The organism is Thermococcus paralvinellae (assembly GCF_000517445.1).
Taxonomy (GTDB): domain Archaea; phylum Methanobacteriota_B; class Thermococci; order Thermococcales; family Thermococcaceae; genus Thermococcus_B; species Thermococcus_B paralvinellae.
Window position 1 is genome coordinate 1587941 of sequence record NZ_CP006965.1, and the last position, 25221, is coordinate 1613161.

Consider the following 25221-nt stretch of genomic DNA (forward strand, 5'->3'; position numbering starts at 1 on the left):
GATATTGATACTACAACATTCGGCTCTTATTAAGTTTATCTTTTCTCTACCTTAGTTATTCATGTACTATTTATTTTTGGACTATTGAGTAATATAAAATTTTTGGAGTGAAGTTTTAAATTTTCTGCACTTTCTGCAAGCTCCATTGGTGATTTTACAAATTTAAGAAATATACACAAAAAGGAAGGCAACAAAAAGCACCATAATGTAACTCATTTAAACAGCATAAGAGTTTTATGTCCAAACCAACAACCTCCTTAAGGTGAGGGCATGCTAGATCCCTTTGGAAAAAGAGCCAGGGAGATATTAAAAGAATTTGAAAACATCAATAACTTCTTAGAAATTATCCCCACATATTTGGATATAAATTTAGCCTTGGAACGAATTATATGGCTAAAAAGTGATGTTATCCCAGGATATATTCTAAATGCTGATGATCTAAAAGATTTAATGGGATTCTACGCCCTTCTCGGTGCTCTTGCATTTTCTCCATATGGGTTTGAAATGGAGCTTGTAAAAGAAGCTAACTTAAGAATTTATCTTGCCAGAATTGAGAGAACCAAAAATTTTGAAGAGCTATCACTTTCTATTGAATTAGCACCAGAAAATGAAATACCCCAAAGAGATCTGACAATAATTGAAAAAAGACTCCACAGTGAAATTTCCCCAGAAGAGAGAGATAGAATTGCCCTCAAATATAAAATCAAGCTAAAAGATTTTCTCAGTTTAAATGAAGGAAGTTTAAAAAGTGTGTATATTAAAAATGGATATGTCTATTTAACCAGAAATCAAGTCATAGAACTCTGGAAGAAATCATTCGAGAGAAATCTTGAAAGAGCCGTAAATTTATTATATGAGCTCAGAGATGAACTTCCACAATATTACCTCCAGCTTTACAACAGATTAAGTGAGATTGCAAGAGAACACTTTAAGAAAAGGTTTGAGAAAGTTGAAAAAGCCAGCGCTCAGCCGTTAAGATTTGACTTGTTCCCTCCATGTATTAAAATGGCCCTCGGAGGAGTTCCTAGTGGATTGAGAAACTATGCTATAACTGTTCTGTTAACATCATTTCTAAGCTATGCTAGAATATGCCCCAACCCCCCAAGCAAAAATGTAAGAATCAAGGACTGTATAAAGGATTTGAGTATAATTGAAAAAGAAATCCTGCCAGTGATAATCGAAGCAGGAAACCGCTGCTCTCCCCCGCTTTTTGAAGACCAGCCAAACGAAATCAAAAATATATGGTACCACCTCGGATTTGGTTATACCTCAAAGCCCAGATTGGAAGACAGCGGCACCTCCACTTGGTATTTCCCACCAAACTGCTCAAAAATTAGGGCAAATGCACCCCAGCTCTGCAAACCAGATAAGGATTGTAAATACATTAAGAACCCTCTCACCTACTATCTGAGAAAGCTATACCTAGAGAACAAGAAAGAGAGTCAAGGAGAGGATAGGAATGAGTGAGCTTTTCAGGGAAGTTACAAAGAAGGAGAGACAGTTCTACTACACAAAGGAGTGGAGCGCTAAAAAACTCCCATCATTTATTGTGGAGACTCTTGAAAATAGAGAGTTCGGCTTTGACCATACAGGGGAAGGCCCAAGTGATAGAAAAAATGTATTCCATGACGTTAGGGATTTAGAAGACTACGTTAGAGCAACTGCACCTTATGCAATGTTCTCAAGTGTTGCACTTTATGAAGAACCCAAGGAAATGAGCGGATGGCTTGGGGCAGAACTTGTTTTTGATATAGATGCCAAAGACTTACCTTTGAGAAGATGTAACCATGAAAGTGGAACTGTTTGTCCAATTTGCCTAGAAGATGCTAAAGAGCTCGCAAAGGATACACTAATTGTTTTAAAGGAGGATTTTGGATTTGAAGATATTCACATTGTGTACTCCGGTAGGGGATATCATATAAGAGTACTTGATAAATGGGCTCTTGAACTTGATTCCAAGGCAAGGGAGAAAATTTTAGCATATATATCTTCAGCAGAAGAGATTACATTTGAGGATATTCAAAGCAAGAGGATAATGCTGTCCTCTGGCTACTTCAGGGTGTTCCGTCTTCGCTTTGGATATTTTATAATGCGTGTTAGATACAATCATCTCAAAAATATTGGATTAAACAAAAAGCAGATTGGTCTAATTCTAAACAACAGAGAAAACATCTACCAAGGATTTGTTAGAGAAGCCAGACTTACAGCCTTTCCGCAAGGTATAGGATATAAAACACTCCTTAGGCTTTTTGCGTTGTCAACCACATTCTCAAAAGCATACTTTGATGGTAGAGTTACTGTTGACGTTAAAAGAATCCTCAGAGTTCCCTCAAGCCTTCATTCCAAAGTTGGGTTTATCACAACATATATCGGGGGCAACGAAAAAGAGCTTGAAAAGTTTAATCCCTTTAGAGATGCTGTGCCAAAGTTCAGAAAAGAAGAGGTCAAACAAGCGTATGAAGAATGGCTCGAGAACAATGAGCTGAAGAGTGAGTAAAAATGGAAATTTCAGGGAGAGTTAAAATAATCTTCTCAATGCTAATCTGGGGAAGTGTTGGGATTTTTGCAAGGTTTACAAATCTAAATGGATTAGGGATCGCATTTTTTAGGGTCGCATTAGGGGCTTTAATTTTAGCGCTGTTGTTTAGTATAAGGGACACATCTTGGTTCCAAAAGGTTAGTGACATCACTAGACAGAATTTCAAATGGGCATTCTTGCTTGGAACTGCACTTGCCCTAAACTGGGTGTTTTTATTTACAGCCTTTTTGTACACCTCAATAGCAAGGGCCGTCCTTGTTTATTATTTGGCTCCTGTTTTTGCAGTGCTAATTTCAGCTAAGTTCCTTAAAGAAAGAATTTCAAAATCTCAAATTTCGCTACTTCTAATAGCCTTTCTAGGCTTGATTATAATAATGAGTGAACAAAAAATAGATTTAACAAATAGAAACTTTGCTGGGATTGTATTTGCTCTCATAGCAGCATTTTTCTATGCATTAATTCCTAATTTGGGCAGATTTTTAAAGGACGTAAAAAGCGATGTGCTGACATTTACCCAGCTGAGTATAGCATCTATAATCTTGTTTCCTTTTGTTCTTTTCGGTAAAATATCTGTCGGAAGAATTAATTGGTTTGCCGTTGGAATTTTAGTAGCTGTGCACACTGTTTTTGCCCTCTTCTTGTATATGGACGGATTAAAAAGCATTAAAGTTAATGAAGCCGCTTTACTCAGCTATCTTGATCCTCTAAGTGCAGTGGTTTACGCGTTTTTAATATTCGGAGAATCCCCCACTTTAAGAACAATTATTGGTGGATTCTTAATATTATCAGCATCCCTTTTGGATATATTAAAGAGAAGATAGGCGAGAGGGCTATAGCCCGCCTTCTGTATTAAGGGAGCATTCGACTAAGCGGCCAACCACGGGACTCACACCGGGAACTCATCGTCCCTCTTTCGGCCTTGCACCCCGCGGGACGGCCGTTTCACCGATCCCCCCGAGGTCGTCTGCGGGTTAGCTCGGGAGCTGTCACCAGCCCCCTTCACCGCTTTCATTCCCATCCCTCGGAGGACGTGTCGTTTCTGCGCCGTTGCCCTCCCTCTCGGGAGGTGCCTTACGGCACCGCGGCCCCGGTGCGGTGGGCGGAACTTCCTCGGGCATAAAGCCCGGCAGCCCCCAGCCCTCTCGCCTAGAAAAGATTTAGAATAAAGAGATTATAAAGATTTGGTTATTCTTTTTTGAAGCTTTCATCTCCTTATAAATCCTAACATTTTTGACTTCTTGTATTTACCCAGAGGCGATTTCCTCTTAGGCTTTGGTCTTTCTCTTCTCTTTCTTTTCCTGGGTTTTCTTATTCTCATAATTGCCACTATTAAGATGATTACAGTTAATGCTGTAACAAAATATAATGCCCATTTCTCTATTTTTTTCATTTCATCCTTTTTTACGCTTTCTGTTTGAGAAGAAATTGTTTCTTTTGTTGTAATTTTGGCAGAAGTGGAAGTTAATGAGCTTTGTGTTGGGGTTGGTTTCTTAATATAAATTGTTCCTTCTCTCACATTTTGCCTATTAAATGCAGAAAGTACAAACTGATACTTCACTTCCCCTTCTGGAAGCTGGAATTCAAGCTGAATTTCATTTCTTCCAGGAGATAATACTATTTCTCTTAAACCCTTGTAAAGAGTCCCATTTGCTATAGCTATTTTGTAACTTATAGTACCTTCAATTTTCTCCTGATTCTCATTCATGATCACGACCACAAACTCGACTCTCCCGTCATTTAACATATGATAAATTACGCTATCTATTCTTGGATACGCTATAACGTAATATGTTGTTGATTTTTCTCCGACCAATACACCATCATAAGTTACTTTCACAAGAACTTTAACTTCACCGGGAGACGCTGATGGGAGTGTAAAGCGAACTATGTTTGTGCCCTTTTGAAGTTGAACTGTCTTGGTGTATTTATGAAGCAACTCATTATTTTTATCATACGTCACAAGTGTAACATTGACTTTGATGTCTCGTTCAGAGGTTAACGTAACATAAACTTCATTTTGAGAATCCTCCATAACTTGGGTGTTTTTTAAAGCCAATGTGGATAACTCAACACCAAATTGAACGTAATATTCCTTTGAAAAACTGTAAGTTCCCCCGGGATACTCCAGAAGGTATACAAGTTTGTAGTTCCCGGATGGTAGATTATAAGGAACCGATAGTTCAAATCGAACTACATTATCCCCTTTTGTCAGATTAACAACTTTTTTCATAAGTAAATACTTCTTTCCGTTTCTCTCAAGATATGCAGAAGCTTTCAAAGGAATTACCTTGTTTTTTAGATTTTCAACATGGGAATAAACAACTATTGTTTCTCCATTAAGCACATAATTAGAGCTGAAAGGCCTCTCTTTCACATAAGTTATAGCTTCCTTAAAGATTAAAGGCTTGTCAAGAACTTTTACTGGAACTTTTGCTGTTATTATATAGATATCTCCGGATTCTAAAAATCCCCAAAAAGTTAAAACAATTTGATAGTTCCCCGGTTTAACACTTTCATTCACAAAAAGCTTGTAGCTTATTTCTCTGCTTTCTCCAGATGCCCACTTATTGTAAATTGTTCTTTGAAGTTCTAATCTAAATCCTCCAACTTCATTAAGCTTCTCATCTAAAATTACATACTTACGAAAGCTTACGACCTTAAAATTAAGATCTTGGTCATTTTTTAGGATAAAAGTACCTTCTGTGTAATCTCCAGCAAGTACTAGAATCTCTCCCTGAGATGAAAAAAATACAAATTGTGCTGATGCAAGAGGTAACAGAAGCAATACTATAGCAATGACAGTTGCTACTCTTTTCATCAGCATTCCCCCAAATATTTTTGCATTTAGGCAATATAAACTTCATGTTAAGAGAAGAACTACTCCCAATAGTGTAAAGCCAAAAAAGACTATTAGACTTAGCTTGTAAAGGATAAGCTTTGAAAAATGAGTTCTAACCATGAGAGCGAGTATTGTAAGCATGCTACCATAAAAGACAGCGAAAATACCAAGAGCTTTCTTTATGTCGATCTTTAAGAGCAGAAGTAATCCGAGAACTGCTCCAGCCAATACAGTTATGTGTGGCACTGTGAACAGATAGTAATTAAGCAAAACTCTGTTTTCGTCCATTGGTTCTCACTCCATAATGAATGCATAAGTTGTCGTTGTGGGCAAAGTTTTTCTTATTTTTGACAGCAAGTATCGAGGGAGAGTAATTTCTTTTTTTTCCTCCAGTATATTGTATATTCCAAGTATTTTTTCAATGACTTTTATCTCAATTTCCCCCCTAACTCTGAAGTACCCATGCCATGCAGTCGTTATCTCCAGCACAATTGGAAGATTGAGCTTTTCAAGCTCCCATTCCTCTAGGAGAGACTTCAAGTATTCAAGCTCTTCCCTCTTGAAATAGTGGAAACTCCCATCTCTAAGCTGTACTTTTGGAGTATCCTCGTTTAAAAGCTTCACTAAGCTCTTTCTCGCTCTAGGTAAGTGGAGGTTAATGCGTGAAATTTCTTTGTTTATTATTTCATCCGGCTGAGACATGAATTAAATTAAGATACAGGAAAGATAAAAAGCTTTTCACTTCAATGTTCTTAAGAGCTCTTGAACAGTCCTTCTTACAGCTTCATAACTGTTCATTTTTGGCTTCCATCCTTTGCTTTTGGCTTTTTCAATGCTCAAGCGCATGAATTTCACATCCCCTTTCCATCCTCTTCCTCCATCAACTCCACCTGTAAAATAGAATTCTGGATTAAGCCCCATCTCTTTGCTAACTATTTCTGCAATTTCTCTAACGGTAATCCAATCATCACTGCCAAGATTATAAACATCATAAACCTTTTCTTCCTCTATAAACTTTTCAAAAAGGTACAGCATTCCTTCGACTGTATCGCTCACGTGAAGATAACTCTTTCTTTGAGTTCCATCTCCAAGAATTTCTAAACGATTTGGGTCTGCCTTCAGTTTATTTATGAAGTCATAAATAACTCCATGATTTGAGCGCTCTCCTATTATGTTCGCCAATCTAAACACTAGACTCCTTATATCAAAAGTGTGAGCATAGCCACTTATCAAAGCTTCAGCTGCAAGCTTTGCTCCCCCATAAACACTTATAGGTTCAAGAGGAGCATAATCTTCCGGAGTTGGAATAATTTTAGCATCTCCATAAACTGTTGATGATGATGTAAAAACTAAATACTTGACTTTTTCCTTTTTCATTGCTTCAAGGAGATTATACGTTATTAGAACATTTGTTTCGTATAAAAGTTCTGGACTCTGTGCTCCGATTCTAACTTCTGGATTTGCTGCTAGGTGAAAGACAACTTCAGCCCCTTTAACTGCCTCTTCAGCGACTTCTAGGTCTCTTAAATCACCCTTAATGAACTCAAAATTTTCACTATTAAGCCATCTCTCAATATTCTTTAAGTCTCCAGCACTTAAATCGTCAACAACTCTGACATCATAACCTTGCTCCATTAATCTGTCAACTAAGTGAGAACCTATGAAGCCCGCTCCCCCTGTGACTAAAACTCTCATTCTTGTCACCCTTCAAATTGTCCAAACATCAAGTATATATTCTTTTTGTAGTCAGGTAATTACAATTCAAAAAGTTTGTATATGCACCATTGAAAATCTGAATCCTAGTGAGTTACATTTGTTAATTTTGAAATAATACCATAATAACTTTAAACATATTTTTGTGTTTTGTCATGACGATAAAGCCATTTTAGAAGTTTGTCAAAATGCCAACTGTTCAAGCAAAAACTTTATATTGTAAATATTGTTCAGAATAAAAGCGTTTATGTTGAACATTAGAACAACAAATGGTGGTTAAAATGAACGAGATAAAAAGTATGCCAACAACAGAGAGAAAGAAAATAAAGTTCCTCCAGCTCATTTTCGTTGACATAAACGGTGTTCCAAAAGGTATGGAAGTTCCAATAGAAAGATATGAGGAAGCAATAAGTGATGGCATCTCCTTTGATGGTTCATCTATCCCCGGATTTCAGGAAATAGAAGACAGCGACTTAATCTTTAAAGCAGACCCTTCGACATATGCAGAAGTTCCATGGGATGGAATAGCAAGAGTTTATGGGTTCATATACAAAGATGATAAACCATACCATGCGGACCCAAGAGGAATCCTAAAGAGCATAACCCAAGAACTTGCAAAGAAAGGGTTAAGAATCTACATTGGATCTGAACCGGAGTTTTATCTTTTTAAGAAAAACGGAACATGGGAACTTCAATTACCAGATGTGGGTGGATATTTCGACCTAGTAAACTTAGACAAAGCCAAAGACGTCAAAAGAGAAATCGCACTTTACATGCCATATTTTGGCTTAACCCCAGAAGTTTTACACCATGAAGTTGGCGCTGGACAGCACGAAATAGACTTTAAGTTTTCAGATGCGCTAGGAACTGCAGATAACATTGTAAGCTTTAAGTATATTGTTAAGGCCGTTGCCGAGAGTTATGGGCTATATGCAACATTTATGCCAAAGCCGATTTATGGAATGCCAGGTAATGGAATGCACCTTCATATAAGCCTATGGAAAGATGAAGAGAATTTATTTGTTGGAGAGGATGGACTAAGTGAAACAGCGCTATATTTCATTGGTGGCATATTAAAGCACTCAAAGGCCTTAGCAGCGTTAACAAACCCAACAGTAAACAGCTATAAACGTTTAGTTCCAGGATATGAGGCACCAGTTTATGTGAGCTGGGGATACAGGAATAGGAGTGCATTGATTAGAGTTCCATCATATAAAGGAAAAGGCGCAAGAATTGAATACCGCTGTCCCGACCCAAGTGCAAATCCATACCTAGCATTTGCGGCAATAATTAAAGCTGGACTGGATGGGATAAAGCACAAAGTTGAGCCGTTCGCATATGTTGAAGAAAACGTCTATGAGATGGACGAAGAGAAGAGGAATAAACTCGATATCGAAACTCTACCCTCAAGCTTGAGAGAGGCTTTAGATGAGCTTGAGAAGGATAAGGTCGTTAAAGATGCCCTTGGAAAAGCTTACAGGAACTTCAAAGAGTACAAGGAAAGAGAGTGGGAAGAGTACACTGAATATCTCGAAAAGAAAGACATTCCACTGGAAACTAAAAAAGTCACAGAGTGGGAACTTGAGAGATACTTCTATATTTAGCCTCTTTTCTCAATTATTTCATCTAGGTGAACAAGCATCGAGCCTCCAATTATTAAAGCTGCCCCAAACAGCTGTTTTAAGGTTAGGGTCTCGTTGAAAATTAGATATGCCAAAACCAGAGCCACAACTGGTTCTATTGTTGCTATGATTGAGGCTTTGCTTACTTCAACTTCTTTAAGAGCTGTATTGTATAAAATATACGCTAGGAACGTCGGGAAAAAAGCGAGTGCAAAGAGATAAGAAACAGCATTTAATGGAACTCCAAAATCTGAAAATGGTAGTAGAAACAAAGCTCCAAACCCAATAGTGTACAGCAAGGCTTCTTCTGGCCTTTCATTCCTAACTGCTATTTTACCTAAAATGCCATATAAGGCATAAGTAAATCCAGACAAAAGTCCTAATGCTACTGCAAGAGCACTTACCTCTTCATTATTGGGATTTACAACAAACAGCACTCCAACGACCGCCATTATCAACGCTGTTGATTTTATTAAAGTTATCCTTTCCTTGAAAATGAAGTATCCCAGTATTGTAGAGTGTATCGGGGCAGTATATAGAAGCAAAACTGCCAAAGACACTGAGGATATTTTCACAGTATAAAAATACAGCACATAAAACAAGAAAATGCTAAAAAATCCATAAAATGCATAAAACGGCAGGCGCTCTTTTTTAATTTTTAGACCTTTTGAGAAATTGTAAACCAAGAGGAGAAAAAACGCAATCAGCACACGATAAAATACCACTGTAAAAGTATCTAGATTAAACTGATACAGCAATTTGGCAAATATTCCAAGGGTGCCCCACATGCTAGCAGCTAAAAAAACTAAAAGATGCCCCTTTTTCAAACTCTCACCTCAAATCTCCGGTCCTGTTGGTAGTTTTCTTTTGTGTTTGCTCTTCTGTACTAGGTTTTCAACGTATTCAACCTTTTCAAGCGGAATACCCACTTCTTCGGCAATTTTCTCCTTGGGCATTTTCAAGTCAACTAATCTGTAAAGAATCTCGTCCAAGAGTTTGTAACTTATGCCAAGCTCGTTTTCATCAGTTTGTCCAATCCAAAGCCCAGCAGTGGGCTTCTTCTTAATAATCCTTTCTGGAACGCCCAACCTCTTGGCAATCTCCCAAACTTCCGTCTTGTAAAGGTTTATCAATGGGGCATAATCACTCGCACCATCACCCCACTTAGTATAATAACCCGTTAAAAGCTCACTCTTATTGCTTGTCCCCAAGACGAGGAAGTTATACTGGTTTGCATGAGCGTATAGAAGAATCATTCTTGCCCTAACCATTATATTGCCTTTGGTAATTTTGTCTGGTTCAAAATCAAGGCTTTCCTCAAAAGCATCAACAATTGGCTTGATGTTGATGATTTTGTAGTTAATTCCAAGAGTCTCACAAACTAATTTCGCATCTTCTACATCTTGATTCTCGTAGTATGGCATTATCAAGCCAAGAACTTTCTCCCTCCCCAAAGCCTTCACTGCCAAAAAAGCTGTTGTTGCACTATCAACACCACCACTAATTCCAATCACAACACCATTCACATTCGCCTCATCAACCCTCTCCCGAATAAAAGAGACAATTTTCTCGATAACTTTCCCATAATCTAGAGTCCTCATAAAAATCACCTTCTCCTTTTCCTTGCTTCTTTCACAGCACCCTCCATGAATCTAATATACCCATACATGCTTAAGGCGCCTCCTACAATCATGAAAACGAAAGCCAAAAGTGATAAGAGAGAGTATGGATAATCAACACCATAAACCCTATACGAATAGCTCACATTGCCACTCTTAACACTTATCTCAGGCTGAGAAGTTGGATTTAAATTAACAGACTGATTCCTGAGAATGTAAGAATTAATTTTTCCCTTTTGAATAACAATAACACTTGCATTTTGAGATGAAAGGATTAAAGTTCTGTTTGTAATGAAATACTTGTTTTCAAAGTTTTCATCCCCAATAATATGATGTCCTATGCCTAGAGTTCCCTCAGAAGAATATGATTTCTCAACACTATACATTGATACGAAAGATAGCAGAAGAGCGAGTGCCAAAAACATCAACCCACCTTTTATTAGTGGATAATTAAGAGCTTTTCTAAATGTTGTCATGGTATCACATCCAAAGGATAGAAATAAAAGAAGGAAAATCAGATTTTACCAGCTAACCAGCACTCGACCCAGTGGTTGTGTTCATACTCAACCAATTGTGGATGTTTGACATCACAGAGTCCTTTCTCCATGTAGATACATCTTGGGTGGAATCTGCATCCTGGTGGAATATTGACAGCGCTTGGAACTTCACCCTTGATTGGTAATTCTTTAATGATGTTTCTTCTCTCTGGAATTGGCTCTGGGACTGCAGCCAAGAGAGCCCTAGTATATGGATGTATTGGATTATCAATAACTACTTTAGCTGGACCCATTTCAACTATTCTTCCCAAGTACATAACTGCTATCCAGTCGGCGAAGTATCTTGCTGTTGAAAGGTCGTGGGTAATGTAGAGGTATGTAACACCCATCTTCTCCTTGAGTTCTTTCATCAACTCAAGTATTTCTGCTCTAATTGAAACGTCAAGCATCGAAACAGGCTCATCTGCAACGATAAATGTTGGATTTAAGATGAGTGCTCTTGCAATAGCAACTCTCTGTCTCTGACCACCTGAAAGCATGTGTGGGTGTCTTCCAACATAATCTTCTGGTGGGACAATCTTAACCATCTCTAATGCCTTGTGAATCAACTCTTCTCTTTCTGCTCTTGTCTCACCTATTCCGTGAATTAAGAGAGGTTCCTCAAGAACGTCGTATATTCTGAATCTCGGGTTCATTGATGAGAAAGGATCTTGGAATATCATCTGAACTTTTCTTCTGTATGCCTTGATTTCTTCTTGGGTTTTAAGGTCAGTAACATCTTTCCCTTCCAGATATATTCTACCATCCGTAGGCTCAAGGAGCTTCATGACGAGCTTTCCTGTTGTTGTCTTACCACAGCCGCTCTCACCAACTAGAGCAAAGACCTCTTGCTTGTGCACTTCAAAGCTAACTCCGTCCACAGCTCTAACGAACTTTGGAGGTTCTCCCCTCAAAGCTCCTAATAAACCTCTCTTAACTGGGAAATACTTCTTAAGATTTTCAACTTTTAAAATTGGCTCAGCCATCTTTCATCCCTCACAACAGCCAGCATGCTGCGTAGTGGTCTTTATCAATCTCCTTCAGCTCTGGCTCCTGCTCTCTACATACCTGCATTGCATATGGACATCTTGGATGGAATCTACAACCGCTTGGTGGTTTAATGAGGTTCGGTGGTTGTCCCGGGATGAATTCAAGCTTTTCAACATCTTCATGTAATCTTGGGATTGCCGCAAGGAGCTTTTGTGTGTATGGGTGAGCTGGCTCATAGTAAATCTTCTGACTGTCACCAATCTCGATTATCTTTCCAGCATACATAACTGCTACTCTGTCACTAATCTCTGCAAGAATGCTCAAGTCGTGTGTAATGAATATCATTGAGAGCCCAAGCTCTTTCTTGAGCTTCTTCATCAAGTTAATGATCTGCGCTTGAACAACGACATCAAGAGCTGTTGTTGGCTCATCAGCAATAACAACATCTGGCTCAAGTATTAATGCTGTTGCAATGACAACTCTCTGTTTCATTCCACCACTCAATTCATGTGGATACCTGTAGACAATCTCCGGAGAAAGACCAACTAGCTCAAGGTATTTCATTGCTCTGTCTAAAGCTTCTTCTTTTTCCATACCTCTGTGATAAATAAGAGGCTCAATCATCTGGTAACCAATTGTGTAAACTGGGTTCAAAGCGTTCATTGCACCTTGGAATATCATTGAAATTTTTTGCCATCTGATTTCCTTTCTCAAAACATCTTCTGGAAGTCCAACGATCTCTCTGCCATCAATTTTAACACTACCGCCAACTATCTTTCCTGGGGGAGTTGGCATTCCCATTAAAGTAAAACCAAGGGAGGACTTGCCACATCCACTCTCTCCGGCAAGTCCCAAGACTTCTCCCTTTTTAAGTTCAAAGCTGACGTTGTCTACAGCTCTGACGACACCTCTGGATGTGAAGTAATACATCTTAAGATCTTTAACTTCAAGGACAGTTCTAGCCATTTTTCACACCTCACAACCTCTTGAGTCTTGGGTTTAACACTCTATCCAATGCTACACCAATAAGCACGAATGTCAATGCAACTAATGAAATTGCTAATCCTGGTGGGATAACCCACCACCAGTATCCGTTAATTGTTGCGCTGTTTGTCTGGGCATCATAGAGGATTTGTCCCCACGTAACTGCTGTTGGATCACCAAGTCCAAGGAAGCTGAGTGATGCCTCAGTAAGAACTGCACCAGGAACGCTCAGAGCCATGACAGCGAATGCATATGGCATGATCTGTGGCATGATGTGTTTGAAGATAATTCTTCCAGTTCCAGCACCCAGCGCTTTTGCCGCTTCCACATAAGTTTGCTCTTTAATCTGAAGTGCCATACTTCTGGCAACCTTAGCAATTCCTGTCCAACCGAACATTACCAACAGGAAGACTATTGTCCACAGTGTAACGTGTCCCTTGAATGCTGCACCTAAGAGGATAAGGATTGGTAACGTTGGTATTGAAGCCACGAACTCGTTTACTCTCTGCATGAACTCATCTTTCCAGCCACCAAGGTATGCACTTGTAACACCGTAAGCAATTCCAATTAAAACGCTCAGGACTGCAACTGATACACCAACCACAAGGGAAACCCTTGTTCCCCAGATGAGTCCCGCCCAGAGGTCTCTTCCTTTATAGTCTGTTCCCATAAGCCCATATGTTCTTCCAGTTAGAATAACTTGGATTGGCTTTAAGTCAAGCTTATCCCCCTCATTGAATGTAAATATTTCAACTTGGAACTTGTAGTCTCCATGAAGTGGTTGTGGATTTACAAGTATCCCTGGTTCAGCTTTTGCAAATATAATCGCCATGACATCCATTGTACTCTTTATCGTCTCCACCCTGCCCTGGAGGTTCTTTGGATCCTCAAACTGTGAGGCCCAGTTGAACACATTGTTCCTAACTGTACCCATCTTTGCAATTTGATAGATTGAACCTTCCACTAAATCGGCACTCAAGAGTTCAATTTTTTGGCCATCGGGTCTGAAAACAGTAATAACTATCTGAGCTGGTGAATTCAAATCAGCAAGCTTAATATTAATGTTCTTTATTATCAAGTCTTTTGGAGGCAAATCATATCTGTTGTTGTAGTCAAATTCAAATGCATAATATCTTATTCCCCCTCCTAAATCCTCCCCCTCATTTATAATTTTTACATCCTTGTAAGTTAGAACTTCATGAGCTGCAAGTTTCTTAGTTGTAAAGTAGTTATACCAAACTGGAGGAACATTAGTAGGATTGCCCTCCCAGTATGTGGTCCACTTCTTTGGAATGTCTGGTTCGGTAAGATATGGTGCAGCTAAAGCCGTGAAAACTAAGAGAACGAGTAAGAATATTCCAAGCAATCCACCCTTTTGTCTTTTGAATTCAAACCAAAAGTCTTTAAGGCTCTCTTTTACATCAACCCATCTCATTTACCTCACCTCATGTTTGCTGAGATGCACCAACTTTGACTCTTGGGTCAAGGTAACCATAAGCTAAGTCTGCAAGTATCATGCTTATCAGATACAGAGCAACTGTAACGAATGTAACACCCATAAGGAGTCTTGTCTCGTTTTGCTGCAAAGCAGTCCAGTAGAGTCTTCCCATTCCTGGCCAGTTGAAGACACCCTCTGTAATTATTGCACCACCTAATGAACCAAGCAAACTGAAGATTGTCATTGTAATGATTGGCGGAGCAGCTGCTCTCAAAGCGTGACCATAAATAACTTTTCTTTCTGGAACACCTTTAGCTCTTGCAGCCATGATAAAGTCTTCCTGCATTGTACCGATCATGATATTTCTTGTTGTCCACGCCCAACCACCAAAGAGAACGAACACGATTGTTCCAACTGGAAGCACCATGTGATACAGAATGTCAGTATAATACGCAAATCCTTCTTTAGGCGGAGTGGATGTCATACCACCACTTGGGAACCAACCTAATTTGAATGAGAATATTAGAATTGCAATCATTCCAAACCACCACATTGGTATACTGCTCGTAAGCATTGCGATGATAGAAACTGCTCTGTCCAATGCACTTCCTGCAACTTGCGCTGCTTTAACACCTAAGAGGAGACCAATTAAAATAACAATTATTTGGGCTGTTGTGAAAAGTAAAACTGTTCTTGGAATTGCCGCAGCAATGATCTTTTTCACATTTGTTTCACCGAATATTGGAGTCTTTGTATTTCCAAAGTTTAGTAATAAAGTATCCTTAGTTCTCTCCAAAACTCTAACCCAGAATGGTTTATCTAATCCATATGCATGAATTAATCTATTATACTCCCTTTGATACCATTCCTGAAGTTTTTCTGGCTCAGCAGCCAAAGCCTTTTGCAGTTCAGGATTTGCTCTTAGTTTCATATTTATCTGCTCTTGTATGCTTGATTTCAAGTCTTCCTCCGCGACCTTTGTAAACAGAACTGAAACAAGTAGCGTTACTAATGCCAGCACTAAAAGTGCATTCAGTAGTCTAATTGCCAAATAACGACCATATCCCAAACCTCACACCTCCCTGTTCACATGTGTTCATTCGAGATATTTCTCATTCATCAACATTTTCAATCTTGTAAAACTTTTATATATTTTTCTATAACAATCGACTGACCAACATAGTTTAGGTCAAAAACGTTCAGTAGTAATCTGGAAATATAAGAACCGTAATATATACCCACAGCAGCTTTGGCTTAGAATCACAAGTTGCAGAACAAAATTAAATTTAATGAAGAAAAGAAGGAAAGAAAATTCACTTTCTTCTTCTCAAGAGCAGTGGAATCAATGCAAGTCCAAGGAGAGCTGCTGGACCACAGACCCCAGTCTTGGTTGGTGAAGTTTCGCTTGTTGTTGGTGAGCTTGTTGTTGGGCTTGGTGATGAGGTTGTTGGTGATGGGCTTGGTGAGCTTGTTGTTGGTGATGTGACTTGCTTCTTGATTACAACGACTGTCTTCTTCTCTGTGAATGAAGTGACTCCCTCAATGAGTCCACCCTTGACGTAGATGTCATATCTTCCTGCCTCCCAGTTTGCTGTCTTTGCTCCTGGAACTACAAGTTCAAATACTCCAGCCTTTGTAAGTTTAGCTTTTTCTGGACCAAAGACAATGTTACCTTTTTCATCTCTTACCTCAATGTACACGAATCCTCTGTCCGCTGGCTGTGTTCCTTCTGTTGGATACTCAACGACCATATTAGCCTTGACTTCGATCTTCAAGTCATCTCCTGTGAAGACTCTTGTTGGAACATTAATGCCAGCAAGTTCAAGCTTTGCAAGGATAAGCTTCTGCTTCCAGTAGTCTGGACCGAATGGATATGTTGGGTCTCTGAATGCTTTAAGCTCGACGAAGATTTTGTCTGGATCGTATCTTTCGATATAGAATGGACCGTTGCTAACTACAGCGTGACCGTGAGCGTCAATCCACTTGATGAGTGCGTCATAGCCTGGTGTTGGGTCTTTGACATCGTCAGCAATTGCAGCTGGAACAGCCTTCTTGGCCTTGAGTGCCTCAAGGACCTTCTTCAAGTCTGCAACGTGATCCTTGATGAGTAAGTCGAGTTGTGCAACACCCTCTGCCTCTTCACTGAATGAGTACTTCTGTGAAGCCCCATATTCCTGTCCCTTTGCAACAAGCTCACCCATTGCATAAAGGAGCTGCCATGGAAGTGATGGCCAGACAGCATTGTTTGCAGCAATCACGTCATCAGCTACTGGGTGGATGAAGTCAGTGTAGACTTCAATAGTGTCCTCATCAACGAACCTGTAACCCTTGATTTGTGCCAAAGTCTCAGCTGCTGAAGCGACCTTCTCATCGTAGTATGGATCGTTGTCTCCATCTTTGTGTGCCCACTCATAAGTGAATGCAATTGAGTACTTGAAGTCGGCCATTGTCATTGGTTGTCCATCATGCCAGTTGCTCAACTTACAGTCGTATGTGACCTTGGCCTTAGCCTCTTCACCAGCGTGAGCAGCAACCCACTTGTCAAGTGTTGAGTTGTAGATGACAGCATCATCTGGAACCTTAACTGGTCCTCTCTCAACTTTGAACTCACACCTAACTGGTATATAAGTACCTGTTGAGAGGTCAGTGTAAACTGGAGTATCCCTAACTACTCTCCAGATTGCACTTGCATAAACGTCGTCAATACCACCAATTGGGTTGAATGCGCTCATGAAGAGTGCACCAGTTGCTGAGAATTCAGCAACGTTAAGAACCTTATCTGGAGTCTCAGCTGTAATCAAGCTCCATCTTGTCCATAGACCGCTTGAAACGTCTCTTGCAATTGACTTAACTCTGTTCTTGTTAACTGGGAAGTACTCCCAACACTCTGCTACGAAGACCTTCTGTGAGTCCATTATACCAAGACCCATTGAGATCTTCTGGAGGTCCCAGTATTGGTCAACGTTACCCTCTTCAAGAACATACTTCTTGCCGTTAACTTCAACGTTGTTGAGGACGAGTAACTTAGTAACCTCCTCGACTGTCCAGTCATAAATCTCCTTAAGCTTGTCACCAACATAGTACTTGAGACCAAGCTTCTCAACTGCCTCATCTGGACCGCCAATGTAGTCAATGAAGTCTTTAACTGTGAGTGTTGGTTTCATCTCCCATCCGACTGGGGCTGGAAGCCATCCATACCATGAAGCATACCACCAAGCAGTGTAGTCATCTGGCCACTTAAGGTTAGCCATACTAACCCAACCAGCAGTGTAGAGGTTCCACTCATAGTTCTTTGGATCGCTTAAGTAGACTGTTGATGAAGCCTTTCTTCTGTCCCAGAGAAGTCTCTCAACCTTGAAGTGGAAGAACTTCTCAATTAAGTCTGCAACATAGAGACCCTCATCCTTTCTTTCATCCTCAATTCTAATGATGAACTTGACTGTGACAGGCTCACCATCGAAGTACCACCACTGCTTGCCCTCTGCATCTGTCTTGAGCTCAAGCTTGTGGCCTTGCTTTGCTAACTCATCAGCAGCCTTCTTCATAGCCTCTTCAACCATCTTTTGAGCCTTGGCAACATCAGCTGTGGCTGAAATACCAAGGGCTTTGTAAACTGGCTCGAAGTATGGGTTTGCACCTGTGCTTGGTCTAATACCACCAAGCATTGGAGCACCGCTACCTTGGAGGATATTTTGAACAACATATTGTCTGCTGATCAACCAGTTCATTGCAAATCTAACTTCCCTAATTGCAAATGGGTTGAAATACTTCTTGTCACCAACTGTGACAAGATATGGGTTATCGTCATCGTGAACTGGGTTCATTTCAATGTCGTAGTAACTACTTGCGGTCTTTATCAGTCTCAAGTTGTTTAAAACATCTTGTGGAAGATCCTTGAATGAACCACCTGATACTGACCAGAGGAATATGTCCAAGTCCCCCTTTGCAACATCAGTAATACCAGTTTCCTGGTTAGTCCTAATTGAGATATAGATTATGTCAGGAGCTGGTCCCTGTTCTGCTGCGGCTAGTGGACTTAAAAGCATTGCAAAAACAAACAATAAGGCCAAAATTCCAGACCTCTTCATGGTTTAGTCCTCCTTCATTTTTTTAAACACTACTGCATTCCTTAGTGTATAAAGGCATAAGATTATACATACAATCCCTATTTAAGAGTTACGTTTTTGTAAAACTTTGGCAACATTTATTGGAAGTTTATGAACTGTTAGACCAAACACAAGTATAACAGCCATTAATTTCAACAATGCGACATAATGTATTTATAGAACAAAAAATACAGCACAATTTACTCAAATTTTCCAAAATATGCTTTGAAAAATTCTGAAGAAAGCCCAGAAAATCATTTGAAACCTTGTTTTATAAGGATTATGGCAAAAAACTTAAAAAGATTTGACATTTGATGCTCAAGCGGACGTTTTATGCGTGAGTTAGTTCTGAAGGGCAAGTTCTTTATTGAAAATCAAGTTGTAAATGGATACATTGGAGTTGATAATGGTAAAATCGCAGAATTTTCGAAAAGTTCTCTTAGGGTAGAAAAATAATCGAAGTGAAAATTCCAATTGTTCCAAGTGGCCATGTTTCTCACATTTTGTAATGAAAAAGAAGATGGTGCAACTGGATTACCTGGATTGGAAACTGAATTATCACTTCTCCTGATGGCGTACAACAAGGACATGATTCCTCTTTGGGATATAATTGGAAAGACCTCCCCAAACCCAGCTAAAATTTTTGGAGTAAAGAACAAAGGTTTCGAAGTTGGGAAAGACGCTGATTTAATAGTCGTGAAATTAAAAGAAGAGTGAAAAGTTAACCTGAAGAGTTTTATACACGAGCAGAATGGAGCTCATTTAAAGGGTGGAACTGAAAAAAGGTTAAAATAACTCTGTTTAAGGTAAAGTGTTGTTATAAAAGACAATGAAAATTGTAAGAAAGTCATATGAAGAGAATTGTTATTGAGAGACGGATCTGTGTTTTATGGAGAACAGCTCAAGAACACAGAGCTTGGAAAATTCAAGAGACTGCCAGATGGGATGATTGCCAAGCTAACTATTTTTGTCCAATTAACTTTTTAACACCATCACAAAATCTCTTTTAAGGTGAGAAAAGTGAAATACACTTGGGAAGAATTCGCGAGAAAAATGGGGATTGAAGTCGAGAGACTGGAGAATAAAGAAGCTAGAGAGCTAAAGAAGTTTGTCAATGAGCTGATAGCTCCAACTCACTGTCAGTTCTGTCAAGGGCTTGATTTAAGCATTGAAAACCCAGTCCATCATCCTTCTTACGAGCTGACTCCAGCATGCAACCATGACTGCATTTTCTGCTATTCAAATGTGGCTGTAAAATTGGGAAAAGCACCAAAGCCCGGTTACTATGGCTGGGAAAATCCAAAGGCAATAACAATTTCCCAATATGGAGAACCTTTGCTTTCACCAAGGATTGTTGAGGTCAATAAGATGCTCCGTAAAAGATTTCCAGAGGCCAGGTTGGACTTACAGACAAACGGAAGCCTTTTAACAGAGGAGCTCTGGCAAAAGCTTGATTTTGATTTAGTTATGATAAGCTTGGATGCAGCGAGCAGAAAAAAGCACAAGATGATTACGAATGCAGACACTTTTGATAAAGTTGTGAATGCGCTCAAAATAGTTGGCGCTGATAAAAGCGTTCGTTCAATTGTGAGGACAATCTTTATGCCAGGAATAAATGATGAAGATATTCCAAAGATTGCAGAGCTTGCTGCTTCACTAGGAATTGACGAGATGATGCTCCAGCCCCTAACAATTCATAAACTCAATGAAGAGCGGCTTAGAAGAGCAGGATTGGATTTTGAGAGAGCCGAGAGTATCAGAGAGTTACTCAAGGTAGCAATAGAAGCTAAAAAATACATAGATGTGAGAATAAGCGGCTGTTTGCTAGTTCAGCTCAAGAGAATGGATGCCCTAACGCTCTATAACGTTTACAAAGTTTCAAGAGAAGTCGCACCTTTGGTTAAAAGAAAGAAGCTTGATGAAATTGAAAAAGTAATACATAAGTTGGCTCTCTGAGTGGTGATGATTATGGATTTAGCCCGCTTGTTTGTATACATCCTTTTGATACCATTTATTCTAATGAACATAATGATTTCAGCAACTGGATTCTTCTTTTCAACTGCTGGAAAGCTTATAGCAAAACTCTTCAAACCCCAAATTCCCAAAAATGAAAAAAGAGGTTATGAAATTCTCTTTACAACTGCATGGTTATTGGCTGGAATCTATGCTCTGAAAAGGCTTGAAAATACAAATATGCTTTTAGCGGCTTTAACGTTCCTGACATTTAGAAATGGAGCAACTATAACCAAAAGGTTCATCTATGGTATCCATGACGCTAAAATAGTTAAAAAAAGCACAAAAGATAGAAAGCTCACAGGCTTGGTAAGCAAGGCAGTGGTACTTGGCATATTAGCTGAGGTTTTATTTTTGTTTATCTGGGCCCTCTCTTACAATGCCATAACAGCAGGAATGACAACTCTTCTAAGGGTAGAACTTAATAGGCTTGTACTGTATCTATGGATTGCTGGAGCAGTTTTTGGAGCGGCATTTGGAGCATTTATCTCACACAACAATCGCGGAATTCTTTTGCAGAATGAGATTGCACTTATGCTTTTGTTCACTGGAAAGCGAAGTCTCGAGGTCTCTGTAAAGCTGAAAAATAAAGCAGGAAAGAAAACCAAGCACATTTTTCAACAGCTTAGAAGATAACCTTTTAAACTCCTATTCCTTCTTCCTATCATGCTCACATGCTCACTCTGCATAAACAACGAAAAAACTTCAAAAATTGAAATTATTGCTGGAAAACCCATCTGCAAAGAATGCTTAGTTTATCTCAAGCACAAGCCAGATAGGGGTAAAATTAGGGCTGAGTTAGATAAGCTTATGAAGAGTGTTGATAAAGCAATTGTGGCTTTTTCTGGCGGAAAAGACAGCACAGTTGCGCTTTATTTAGCCAAAGATGTTTACAAGGTTCCAGAGCTTGAAGCAGTTATGATTGACCACGGCTTTATGGCAAAGGAAGCAATTGAAAATGCTAAAAGGATAGCAGAATATCTGGATGTGCAATTTACAATTCTGCGATATGACTATTCAGACATCTTCCGTGAAGCTCTCTTAAAGGCCCAATCTCCATGTAGGAGATGCTCAAAGAGGACCATGGAAAAGCTGAGAAAGTATGCACTGAAGAAAGAGGTTAAATACATAATCACGGGTCATGAATTACCTTTCGGCCATCATCCCTACCGCTTAATGTCTGACGGGATAGTTCAGATTAGACTTTTGAGCCTGATGAGCGAAAGTGAGAGATTTGAAATTCTGAAAAAGCTACCTTTTGAGTTTCCCAAGTTAGCTGGATATACAACGAACTGCCTCATCTTAGGTCCAGCCTTGGAGAGGTACTATGAAAAACATGGCTTCAGCTTTGAGCATAGGAGAATAGCAGCTTTGGTTAGGTATGGGCTTTTAGACAAAGAGAAAGCTTTGGAAAAAGTGAAAAAGCCAGAGATTCCAGAAGAGGTAAAGAGAGAGGTTTATGAGCGTTTAAACTTGAAGGAGCCGCTTTAATTTTTCCTTAGCAATTTCAAGCACTTTCTCCGGCTCAACTCTAAATCCTCCACCTTTAGCTAAAACTTTACTGCCCCCTCCACCGCCGCCCGTCTCCTTGAGGACTTCTGTCAAAAGCTCCCGCATTGAAATACCCTCAACTTCCCTGTTCTTTGCAAATATCACATAGTTCCTCCCAACAACTAAAGCAATCGTATTTGGATTCTTATCTACCAAATAAACCACAAAAGCTTGGGCATCTTTCATATCAAGCTCCTCAACCGTGCTAACGATTTTAATTCCCTCAACTTCTTCAGATTCGTTTAAAAGTGCTTTAGCCTTCCACTCCCACAGCTCTAGTCTTAAAGCCTTCTTCTCCTCTTCAAGCTTCTCAATCTCGTTTTTAAGGTCTTTAACCCTCTCAACTAGGGGCCTGTTTTTATTTGGCATCTCATCTAAACTCTTCCAGTAATCCTCCAAAAGTTCATTCAAATACCTCAAAGCTCTATTCCCACAGACAAACTCAATGCGCCAAATATTTTTGCTCTTCTTGTAGAAGTTCACAACTTTAATAAAGCCGACCTCTCCCGTGCTTTTTACATGAGTTCCTCCACAAGGGATTACATCAACGCCTGGAATTCTAACAATCCTTATTGGGGGCTTGACCTTATCAGAAAGGTCTTTTCGGAGCTGATTTCTTAAATCCTCCGGCAGTTCATTGTAAAACTCAATTTCAACAGGTAAGTCTTTGCTAACAATTTCATTGGCCCTAATTTCAGCCTTTAAAATATGTTCCCAAGTCAGCTTTCCATCAAAATCAATTTCAATCTTGTTGTAGTTTTCAAAAATTTGGAAGCCTGTCGTGTTGCTGTCATACAAATCTTTTAGAACTGCTGAGAGAATGTGCTGACCCGTATGCTGCTTCATGTTTTCGTATCTCCACTCCCAGTCAAGCTCAAGCTCAACTTCTTCTCCAGCCTTTGGTTCCCTGCCTTTTAAAGTTCCCTCGTGCCAGATCTCATCTTTGCCATAGACCTTTTCTACTTTAATTTCAAAGCCCTCTCCTCTGATAATTCCCCTATCACTCGGCTGACCGCCGCCTTCTGGATAAAAAATTGTTCTGTCGAGCTTGAGCTTGATTCTATCCCCCTTAAATTCAAGAGCGTCAACTCTTGCTTTTGCTTCCTTGAGATAAGCGTCATCATAAAAGAGCTTAGTTGTCATGTAATCACCTAACAGAAAATAGAAAACGGGCAATATAAAAATGTTATCAGACGCAAAGCTCACTCAGCCTCAGCTCTTGCTTCAAGGATTGCTTTAACCCTCTTAAGCCTGAAGAAGTTCTCTCTCTCCATCTCATCCAAGTGTTGACTAATGAACTTCACAGTGTTCTTCATTCTCGGAATTATGATGTACTCAAGAGCATTTACTCTCCTCTTCGTCTTCTCAATTTCCTTCGCTAATCTTTTGAGAGTCTCTTCCACTTCAGCTAAGCGAACCGCTAACTCCAAAACTTCTTCAAACTTCTCCGCTGCTAAATCAACTCTTGGAGAGCTTGCAACAAATGTGTATCCTCTTTCGTCTGGCTTTCTCTTGAAGGATTCTGCCTCAATCAGCGGCACTGAAACTCCCATGATGTTTCTCTTCCTTATCTCAACTTCCTTGTTTGGTTTAACACCGAGAGCAATTTCCTTAAGTCTGAGTAAACCAACATCAATCTCAGCTAAGCGTAAGGTTTCAAAGGCTTCTTCTATCTTTTGGTTAAGCTCTCTCCTCAAGTTCAACGCTTCCTCATAAATTGTAAAAAACTCCATAATTAGGGCATCTTGCTTCTCCTTGAGGAGCTTATGTCCCTTCTCTGCAAGCTTAATGCGCCTTTTTAGTTTGAGCAACTCCATACGGGTTGGCTTGACTTTAAGTATCCCTGACATCTTGGTTCACCCCGAGAAAATAATAGAATCAAGAGGAACGCCTGTACTTTGGATGATACTTCTTGATGTACTTTGGCTCAATTCTCTTAAGCTCACTTTCTGGAAGCATTGCAAGTAATTCCCAACCAAGGTCAAGTGTTTCCTCAATGCTTCTGTCTTCATCGTATGCCTGGGCAACAAATTCCCTTTCAAATCTGTCTGCAAATGCTAAGTACTTTCTATCGGTCTCAGATAATGCTTCTTCACCAACGACAGCCACTAAATCTCTTAGGCTTCTACCTTCAGCGTAAGCTGCATAGAGCTGCTGTGAAAGCTGTGGATGATCTTCTCTTGTTCTTCCCTTACCGATACCATCCTTCATCAATCTGCTCAATGATGGCAGAACGTCAATTGGTGGGTAGATACCTTTTCTGTGCAGGTCTCTGCTGAGAACTATCTGTCCTTCTGTAATATAACCCGTTAAGTCTGGAATTGGGTGAGTTATATCGTCGTCGGGCATTGTGAGAATTGGCATCTGGGTAATGCTTCCCTTCTTTCCTCTAACTCTACCTGCTCTTTCGTAAATTGTTGCTAAGTCAGTGTAGAGGTAACCTGGATAACCTCTTCTCCCTGGAACCTCTTCTCTTGCTGCTGAAATTTCACGCAGAGCCTCACAGTAGTTGGTCATGTCTGTAAGGATTACCAAAACCTGCATGTCATAGTCGAAAGCTAAATATTCGGCAACTGTAAGGGCCATTCTTGGAGTAATTATACGCTCGATAGCTGGGTCATCTGCTAAGTTGAGGAACAACACAGCTCTCTCAATTGCACCTGTCTCTTCAAAGCTCTTTTTGAAGAAGTTAGCTTCCTCATATGTGATACCCATTGCAGCGAAGACGACAGCGAACTGCTCCTCCTCACCTAAAACCTTTGCCTGCCTTGCTATCTGGGCAGCTAATTTGTTGTGTGGTAAACCGCTACCGCTGAAGATTGGCAACTTTTGACCTCTAACGAGTGTGTTCATTCCGTCTATAGCAGAAACACCTGTTTGAATGAAGTCTCTTGGATAAGCTCTCGCGACTGGATTGAGAGGAGCACCGTGAACGTCTCTCCTATCCTCTGGAATTATCTCTGGACCTCCATCAATGGGCTTACCAATACCGTTGAATATTCTACCGAGCATGTCCATTGAAACTGGGACTTTCAGCGTTTCGCCAGTGAACCTTACGCGGGTTGTCTTAACGTCCAAATCTCTTGTTCCCTCGAAAACCTGAACAATTGCCATATCTTCCCTTGCTTCCAGCACTTGACCTTTTCTCTTTTCCCCGCTCTCTGTCTCTATCTCAACGACTTCACCGTAAGCTACTCCTTTAACTCCCTGAACAATCATGAGAGGACCGTAAATCTTGCTAATTGTTGAGTACTCCTTTCCTGACATCTTA

24 protein-coding genes and 1 other RNA gene are annotated in these 25221 nt (G+C 39.9%); 9 read left to right on the forward strand and 16 right to left on the reverse strand.

Features of this window, described 5'->3' with window-relative positions; genetic code table 11:
- Positions 1–270 precede the first annotated feature (270 nt).
- From priL to TES1_RS08785, 3 genes are read left to right on the forward strand one after another with little or no spacing between them, the layout of a single operon-like run.
- The gene (gene priL / locus TES1_RS08775; RefSeq protein WP_042682001.1) at positions 271–1467 is read left to right on the forward strand and encodes a DNA primase large subunit PriL; all 1197 of its coding nucleotides are present in this window, start codon (positions 271–273) and stop codon (positions 1465–1467) included.
- On the forward strand, positions 1460–2497 hold the full coding sequence (gene priS, locus TES1_RS08780; RefSeq protein WP_042682003.1) for a DNA primase catalytic subunit PriS: 1038 nt from the start codon (positions 1460–1462) through the stop codon (positions 2495–2497). Before priL ends, priS begins: the two co-directional genes overlap by 8 nt.
- Before the next feature lie 2 nt (positions 2498–2499).
- On the forward strand, positions 2500–3360 hold the full coding sequence (locus TES1_RS08785) for a DMT family transporter (RefSeq protein ID WP_042682004.1): 861 nt from the start codon (positions 2500–2502) through the stop codon (positions 3358–3360).
- Here the strand turns inward: TES1_RS08785 and rnpB are convergent.
- The 5 genes from rnpB to TES1_RS08805 form a co-directional block, all read right to left on the reverse strand.
- Positions 3361–3685, reverse strand: an RNA gene (rnpB, locus tag TES1_RS10770) — RNase P RNA component. It lies immediately after the preceding gene.
- Positions 3686–3743: 58 nt separating this feature from the next.
- Positions 3744–5357: a COG1361 family protein gene (locus TES1_RS08790; protein WP_051408213.1), complete on the reverse strand. Its 1614-nt coding sequence runs from the start codon at positions 5355–5357 to the stop codon at positions 3744–3746.
- A gap of 42 nt (positions 5358–5399) precedes the next feature.
- Positions 5400–5666, reverse strand: coding sequence for a hypothetical protein (locus TES1_RS08795; RefSeq protein WP_042682008.1), 267 nt, complete (start codon positions 5664–5666; stop codon positions 5400–5402).
- A gap of 6 nt (positions 5667–5672) precedes the next feature.
- Positions 5673–6080: a DUF61 family protein gene (locus tag TES1_RS08800; protein WP_042682009.1), complete on the reverse strand. Its 408-nt coding sequence runs from the start codon at positions 6078–6080 to the stop codon at positions 5673–5675.
- A 36-nt stretch (positions 6081–6116) separates the two neighbouring features.
- Entirely contained in the window at positions 6117–7073 is a 957-nt protein-coding gene (locus tag TES1_RS08805; protein ID WP_042682011.1) for an NAD-dependent epimerase/dehydratase family protein, read from the reverse strand.
- Positions 7074–7372: 299 nt separating this feature from the next.
- Here TES1_RS08805 and glnA point away from each other — a divergent pair, with 299 nt between their 5' ends.
- The gene (gene glnA / locus TES1_RS08810) at positions 7373–8695 is read left to right on the forward strand and encodes a type I glutamate--ammonia ligase (RefSeq protein ID WP_051408214.1); all 1323 of its coding nucleotides are present in this window, start codon (positions 7373–7375) and stop codon (positions 8693–8695) included.
- Here the strand turns inward: glnA and TES1_RS08815 are convergent.
- The 8 genes from TES1_RS08815 to TES1_RS08850 form a co-directional block, all read right to left on the reverse strand.
- Complete coding sequence (locus TES1_RS08815; protein ID WP_042682013.1) at positions 8692–9540, reverse strand: EamA family transporter; 849 nt, start codon at positions 9538–9540, stop codon at positions 8692–8694. The genes glnA and TES1_RS08815 overlap by 4 nt on opposite strands.
- 9 nt (positions 9541–9549) lie before the next feature.
- The gene (locus TES1_RS08820; RefSeq protein WP_042682015.1) at positions 9550–10314 is read right to left on the reverse strand and encodes an NAD+ synthase; all 765 of its coding nucleotides are present in this window, start codon (positions 10312–10314) and stop codon (positions 9550–9552) included.
- A gap of 5 nt (positions 10315–10319) precedes the next feature.
- The gene (locus TES1_RS08825; RefSeq protein WP_042682017.1) at positions 10320–10808 is read right to left on the reverse strand and encodes a hypothetical protein; all 489 of its coding nucleotides are present in this window, start codon (positions 10806–10808) and stop codon (positions 10320–10322) included.
- 38 nt (positions 10809–10846) lie between these two features.
- On the reverse strand, positions 10847–11854 hold the full coding sequence (locus TES1_RS08830) for an ABC transporter ATP-binding protein (RefSeq protein WP_042682018.1): 1008 nt from the start codon (positions 11852–11854) through the stop codon (positions 10847–10849).
- 10 nt (positions 11855–11864) lie between these two features.
- Entirely contained in the window at positions 11865–12824 is a 960-nt protein-coding gene (locus tag TES1_RS08835) for an ABC transporter ATP-binding protein (RefSeq protein ID WP_042682020.1), read from the reverse strand.
- A gap of 10 nt (positions 12825–12834) precedes the next feature.
- Complete coding sequence (locus TES1_RS08840; protein ID WP_042682022.1) at positions 12835–14277, reverse strand: ABC transporter permease; 1443 nt, start codon at positions 14275–14277, stop codon at positions 12835–12837.
- Positions 14278–14287: 10 nt separating this feature from the next.
- A complete protein-coding gene (locus TES1_RS08845; RefSeq protein ID WP_042682024.1) occupies positions 14288–15349 on the reverse strand; it encodes an ABC transporter permease in 1062 nt (353 codons plus the stop codon).
- A gap of 244 nt (positions 15350–15593) precedes the next feature.
- Positions 15594–18368 (reverse strand): ABC transporter substrate-binding protein, encoded by a 2775-nt coding sequence (locus TES1_RS08850; protein WP_042682026.1) that lies wholly within the window; start codon positions 18366–18368, stop codon positions 15594–15596.
- Positions 18369–18719: 351 nt separating this feature from the next.
- Between TES1_RS08850 and TES1_RS11190 the strand changes: the two genes are divergently transcribed.
- The 5 genes from TES1_RS11190 (at position 18720) to TES1_RS08870 (ending at position 21890) form a co-directional block, all read left to right on the forward strand.
- Positions 18720–18842 (forward strand): hypothetical protein, encoded by a 123-nt coding sequence (locus TES1_RS11190; protein ID WP_265100801.1) that lies wholly within the window; start codon positions 18720–18722, stop codon positions 18840–18842.
- Between the two features lie 33 nt (positions 18843–18875).
- Complete coding sequence (locus TES1_RS08855; RefSeq protein WP_042682027.1) at positions 18876–19103, forward strand: amidohydrolase family protein; 228 nt, start codon at positions 18876–18878, stop codon at positions 19101–19103.
- A gap of 336 nt (positions 19104–19439) precedes the next feature.
- Entirely contained in the window at positions 19440–20342 is a 903-nt protein-coding gene (locus TES1_RS08860; protein ID WP_051408250.1) for a radical SAM protein, read from the forward strand.
- Positions 20343–20348: 6 nt separating this feature from the next.
- Positions 20349–21035 carry a hypothetical protein gene (locus tag TES1_RS08865; protein ID WP_193789293.1) on the forward strand — a complete coding sequence of 229 codons (687 nt, stop codon included), beginning with the start codon at positions 20349–20351 and terminating at the stop codon, positions 21033–21035.
- Between the two features lie 30 nt (positions 21036–21065).
- Positions 21066–21890 (forward strand): 7-cyano-7-deazaguanine synthase, encoded by an 825-nt coding sequence (locus TES1_RS08870; protein ID WP_042682031.1) that lies wholly within the window; start codon positions 21066–21068, stop codon positions 21888–21890.
- Here TES1_RS08870 and TES1_RS08875 read toward each other — a convergent pair.
- From TES1_RS08875 to TES1_RS08885, 3 genes are read right to left on the reverse strand one after another with little or no spacing between them, the layout of a single operon-like run.
- Positions 21867–23093: an alanyl-tRNA editing protein gene (locus TES1_RS08875; RefSeq protein WP_042682033.1), complete on the reverse strand. Its 1227-nt coding sequence runs from the start codon at positions 23091–23093 to the stop codon at positions 21867–21869. The genes TES1_RS08870 and TES1_RS08875 overlap by 24 nt on opposite strands.
- A 59-nt stretch (positions 23094–23152) precedes the next feature.
- Complete coding sequence (locus TES1_RS08880; protein WP_042682035.1) at positions 23153–23800, reverse strand: V-type ATP synthase subunit D; 648 nt, start codon at positions 23798–23800, stop codon at positions 23153–23155.
- Between the two features lie 28 nt (positions 23801–23828).
- On the reverse strand, positions 23829–25217 hold the full coding sequence (locus TES1_RS08885; protein ID WP_042682037.1) for an ATP synthase subunit B: 1389 nt from the start codon (positions 25215–25217) through the stop codon (positions 23829–23831).
- Positions 25218–25221: the final 4 nt, after the last annotated feature.

Excerpts from the sequence above, each read along its gene's own strand:
- priL (WP_042682001.1), top strand. The coding sequence starts at position 271 with ATGCTAGATCCCTTTGGAAAAAGAGCCAGGGAGATATTAAAAGAATTT.
- priS (WP_042682003.1), top strand. The coding sequence starts at position 1,460 with ATGAGTGAGCTTTTCAGGGAAGTTACAAAGAAGGAGAGACAGTTCTAC.
- TES1_RS08785 (WP_042682004.1), top strand. The coding sequence starts at position 2,500 with ATGGAAATTTCAGGGAGAGTTAAAATAATCTTCTCAATGCTAATCTGG.
- TES1_RS08790 (WP_051408213.1), bottom strand. The coding sequence starts at position 5,357 with ATGAAAAGAGTAGCAACTGTCATTGCTATAGTATTGCTTCTGTTACCT.
- TES1_RS08795 (WP_042682008.1), bottom strand. The coding sequence starts at position 5,666 with ATGGACGAAAACAGAGTTTTGCTTAATTACTATCTGTTCACAGTGCCA.
- TES1_RS08800 (WP_042682009.1), bottom strand. The coding sequence starts at position 6,080 with ATGTCTCAGCCGGATGAAATAATAAACAAAGAAATTTCACGCATTAAC.
- TES1_RS08805 (WP_042682011.1), bottom strand. The coding sequence starts at position 7,073 with ATGAGAGTTTTAGTCACAGGGGGAGCGGGCTTCATAGGTTCTCACTTA.
- glnA (WP_051408214.1), top strand. The coding sequence starts at position 7,373 with ATGAACGAGATAAAAAGTATGCCAACAACAGAGAGAAAGAAAATAAAG.
- TES1_RS08820 (WP_042682015.1), bottom strand. The coding sequence starts at position 10,314 with ATGAGGACTCTAGATTATGGGAAAGTTATCGAGAAAATTGTCTCTTTT.
- TES1_RS08825 (WP_042682017.1), bottom strand. The coding sequence starts at position 10,808 with ATGACAACATTTAGAAAAGCTCTTAATTATCCACTAATAAAAGGTGGG.
- TES1_RS08830 (WP_042682018.1), bottom strand. The coding sequence starts at position 11,854 with ATGGCTGAGCCAATTTTAAAAGTTGAAAATCTTAAGAAGTATTTCCCA.
- TES1_RS08835 (WP_042682020.1), bottom strand. The coding sequence starts at position 12,824 with ATGGCTAGAACTGTCCTTGAAGTTAAAGATCTTAAGATGTATTACTTC.
- TES1_RS08840 (WP_042682022.1), bottom strand. The coding sequence starts at position 14,277 with ATGAGATGGGTTGATGTAAAAGAGAGCCTTAAAGACTTTTGGTTTGAA.
- TES1_RS08850 (WP_042682026.1), bottom strand. The coding sequence starts at position 18,368 with ATGAAGAGGTCTGGAATTTTGGCCTTATTGTTTGTTTTTGCAATGCTT.
- TES1_RS11190 (WP_265100801.1), top strand. The coding sequence starts at position 18,720 with ATGCGTGAGTTAGTTCTGAAGGGCAAGTTCTTTATTGAAAATCAAGTT.
- TES1_RS08855 (WP_042682027.1), top strand. The coding sequence starts at position 18,876 with ATGTTTCTCACATTTTGTAATGAAAAAGAAGATGGTGCAACTGGATTA.
- TES1_RS08860 (WP_051408250.1), top strand. The coding sequence starts at position 19,440 with ATGGGGATTGAAGTCGAGAGACTGGAGAATAAAGAAGCTAGAGAGCTA.
- TES1_RS08865 (WP_193789293.1), top strand. The coding sequence starts at position 20,349 with ATGATTATGGATTTAGCCCGCTTGTTTGTATACATCCTTTTGATACCA.
- TES1_RS08870 (WP_042682031.1), top strand. The coding sequence starts at position 21,066 with ATGCTCACATGCTCACTCTGCATAAACAACGAAAAAACTTCAAAAATT.
- TES1_RS08875 (WP_042682033.1), bottom strand. The coding sequence starts at position 23,093 with ATGACAACTAAGCTCTTTTATGATGACGCTTATCTCAAGGAAGCAAAA.
- TES1_RS08880 (WP_042682035.1), bottom strand. The coding sequence starts at position 23,800 with ATGTCAGGGATACTTAAAGTCAAGCCAACCCGTATGGAGTTGCTCAAA.
- TES1_RS08885 (WP_042682037.1), bottom strand. The coding sequence starts at position 25,217 with ATGTCAGGAAAGGAGTACTCAACAATTAGCAAGATTTACGGTCCTCTC.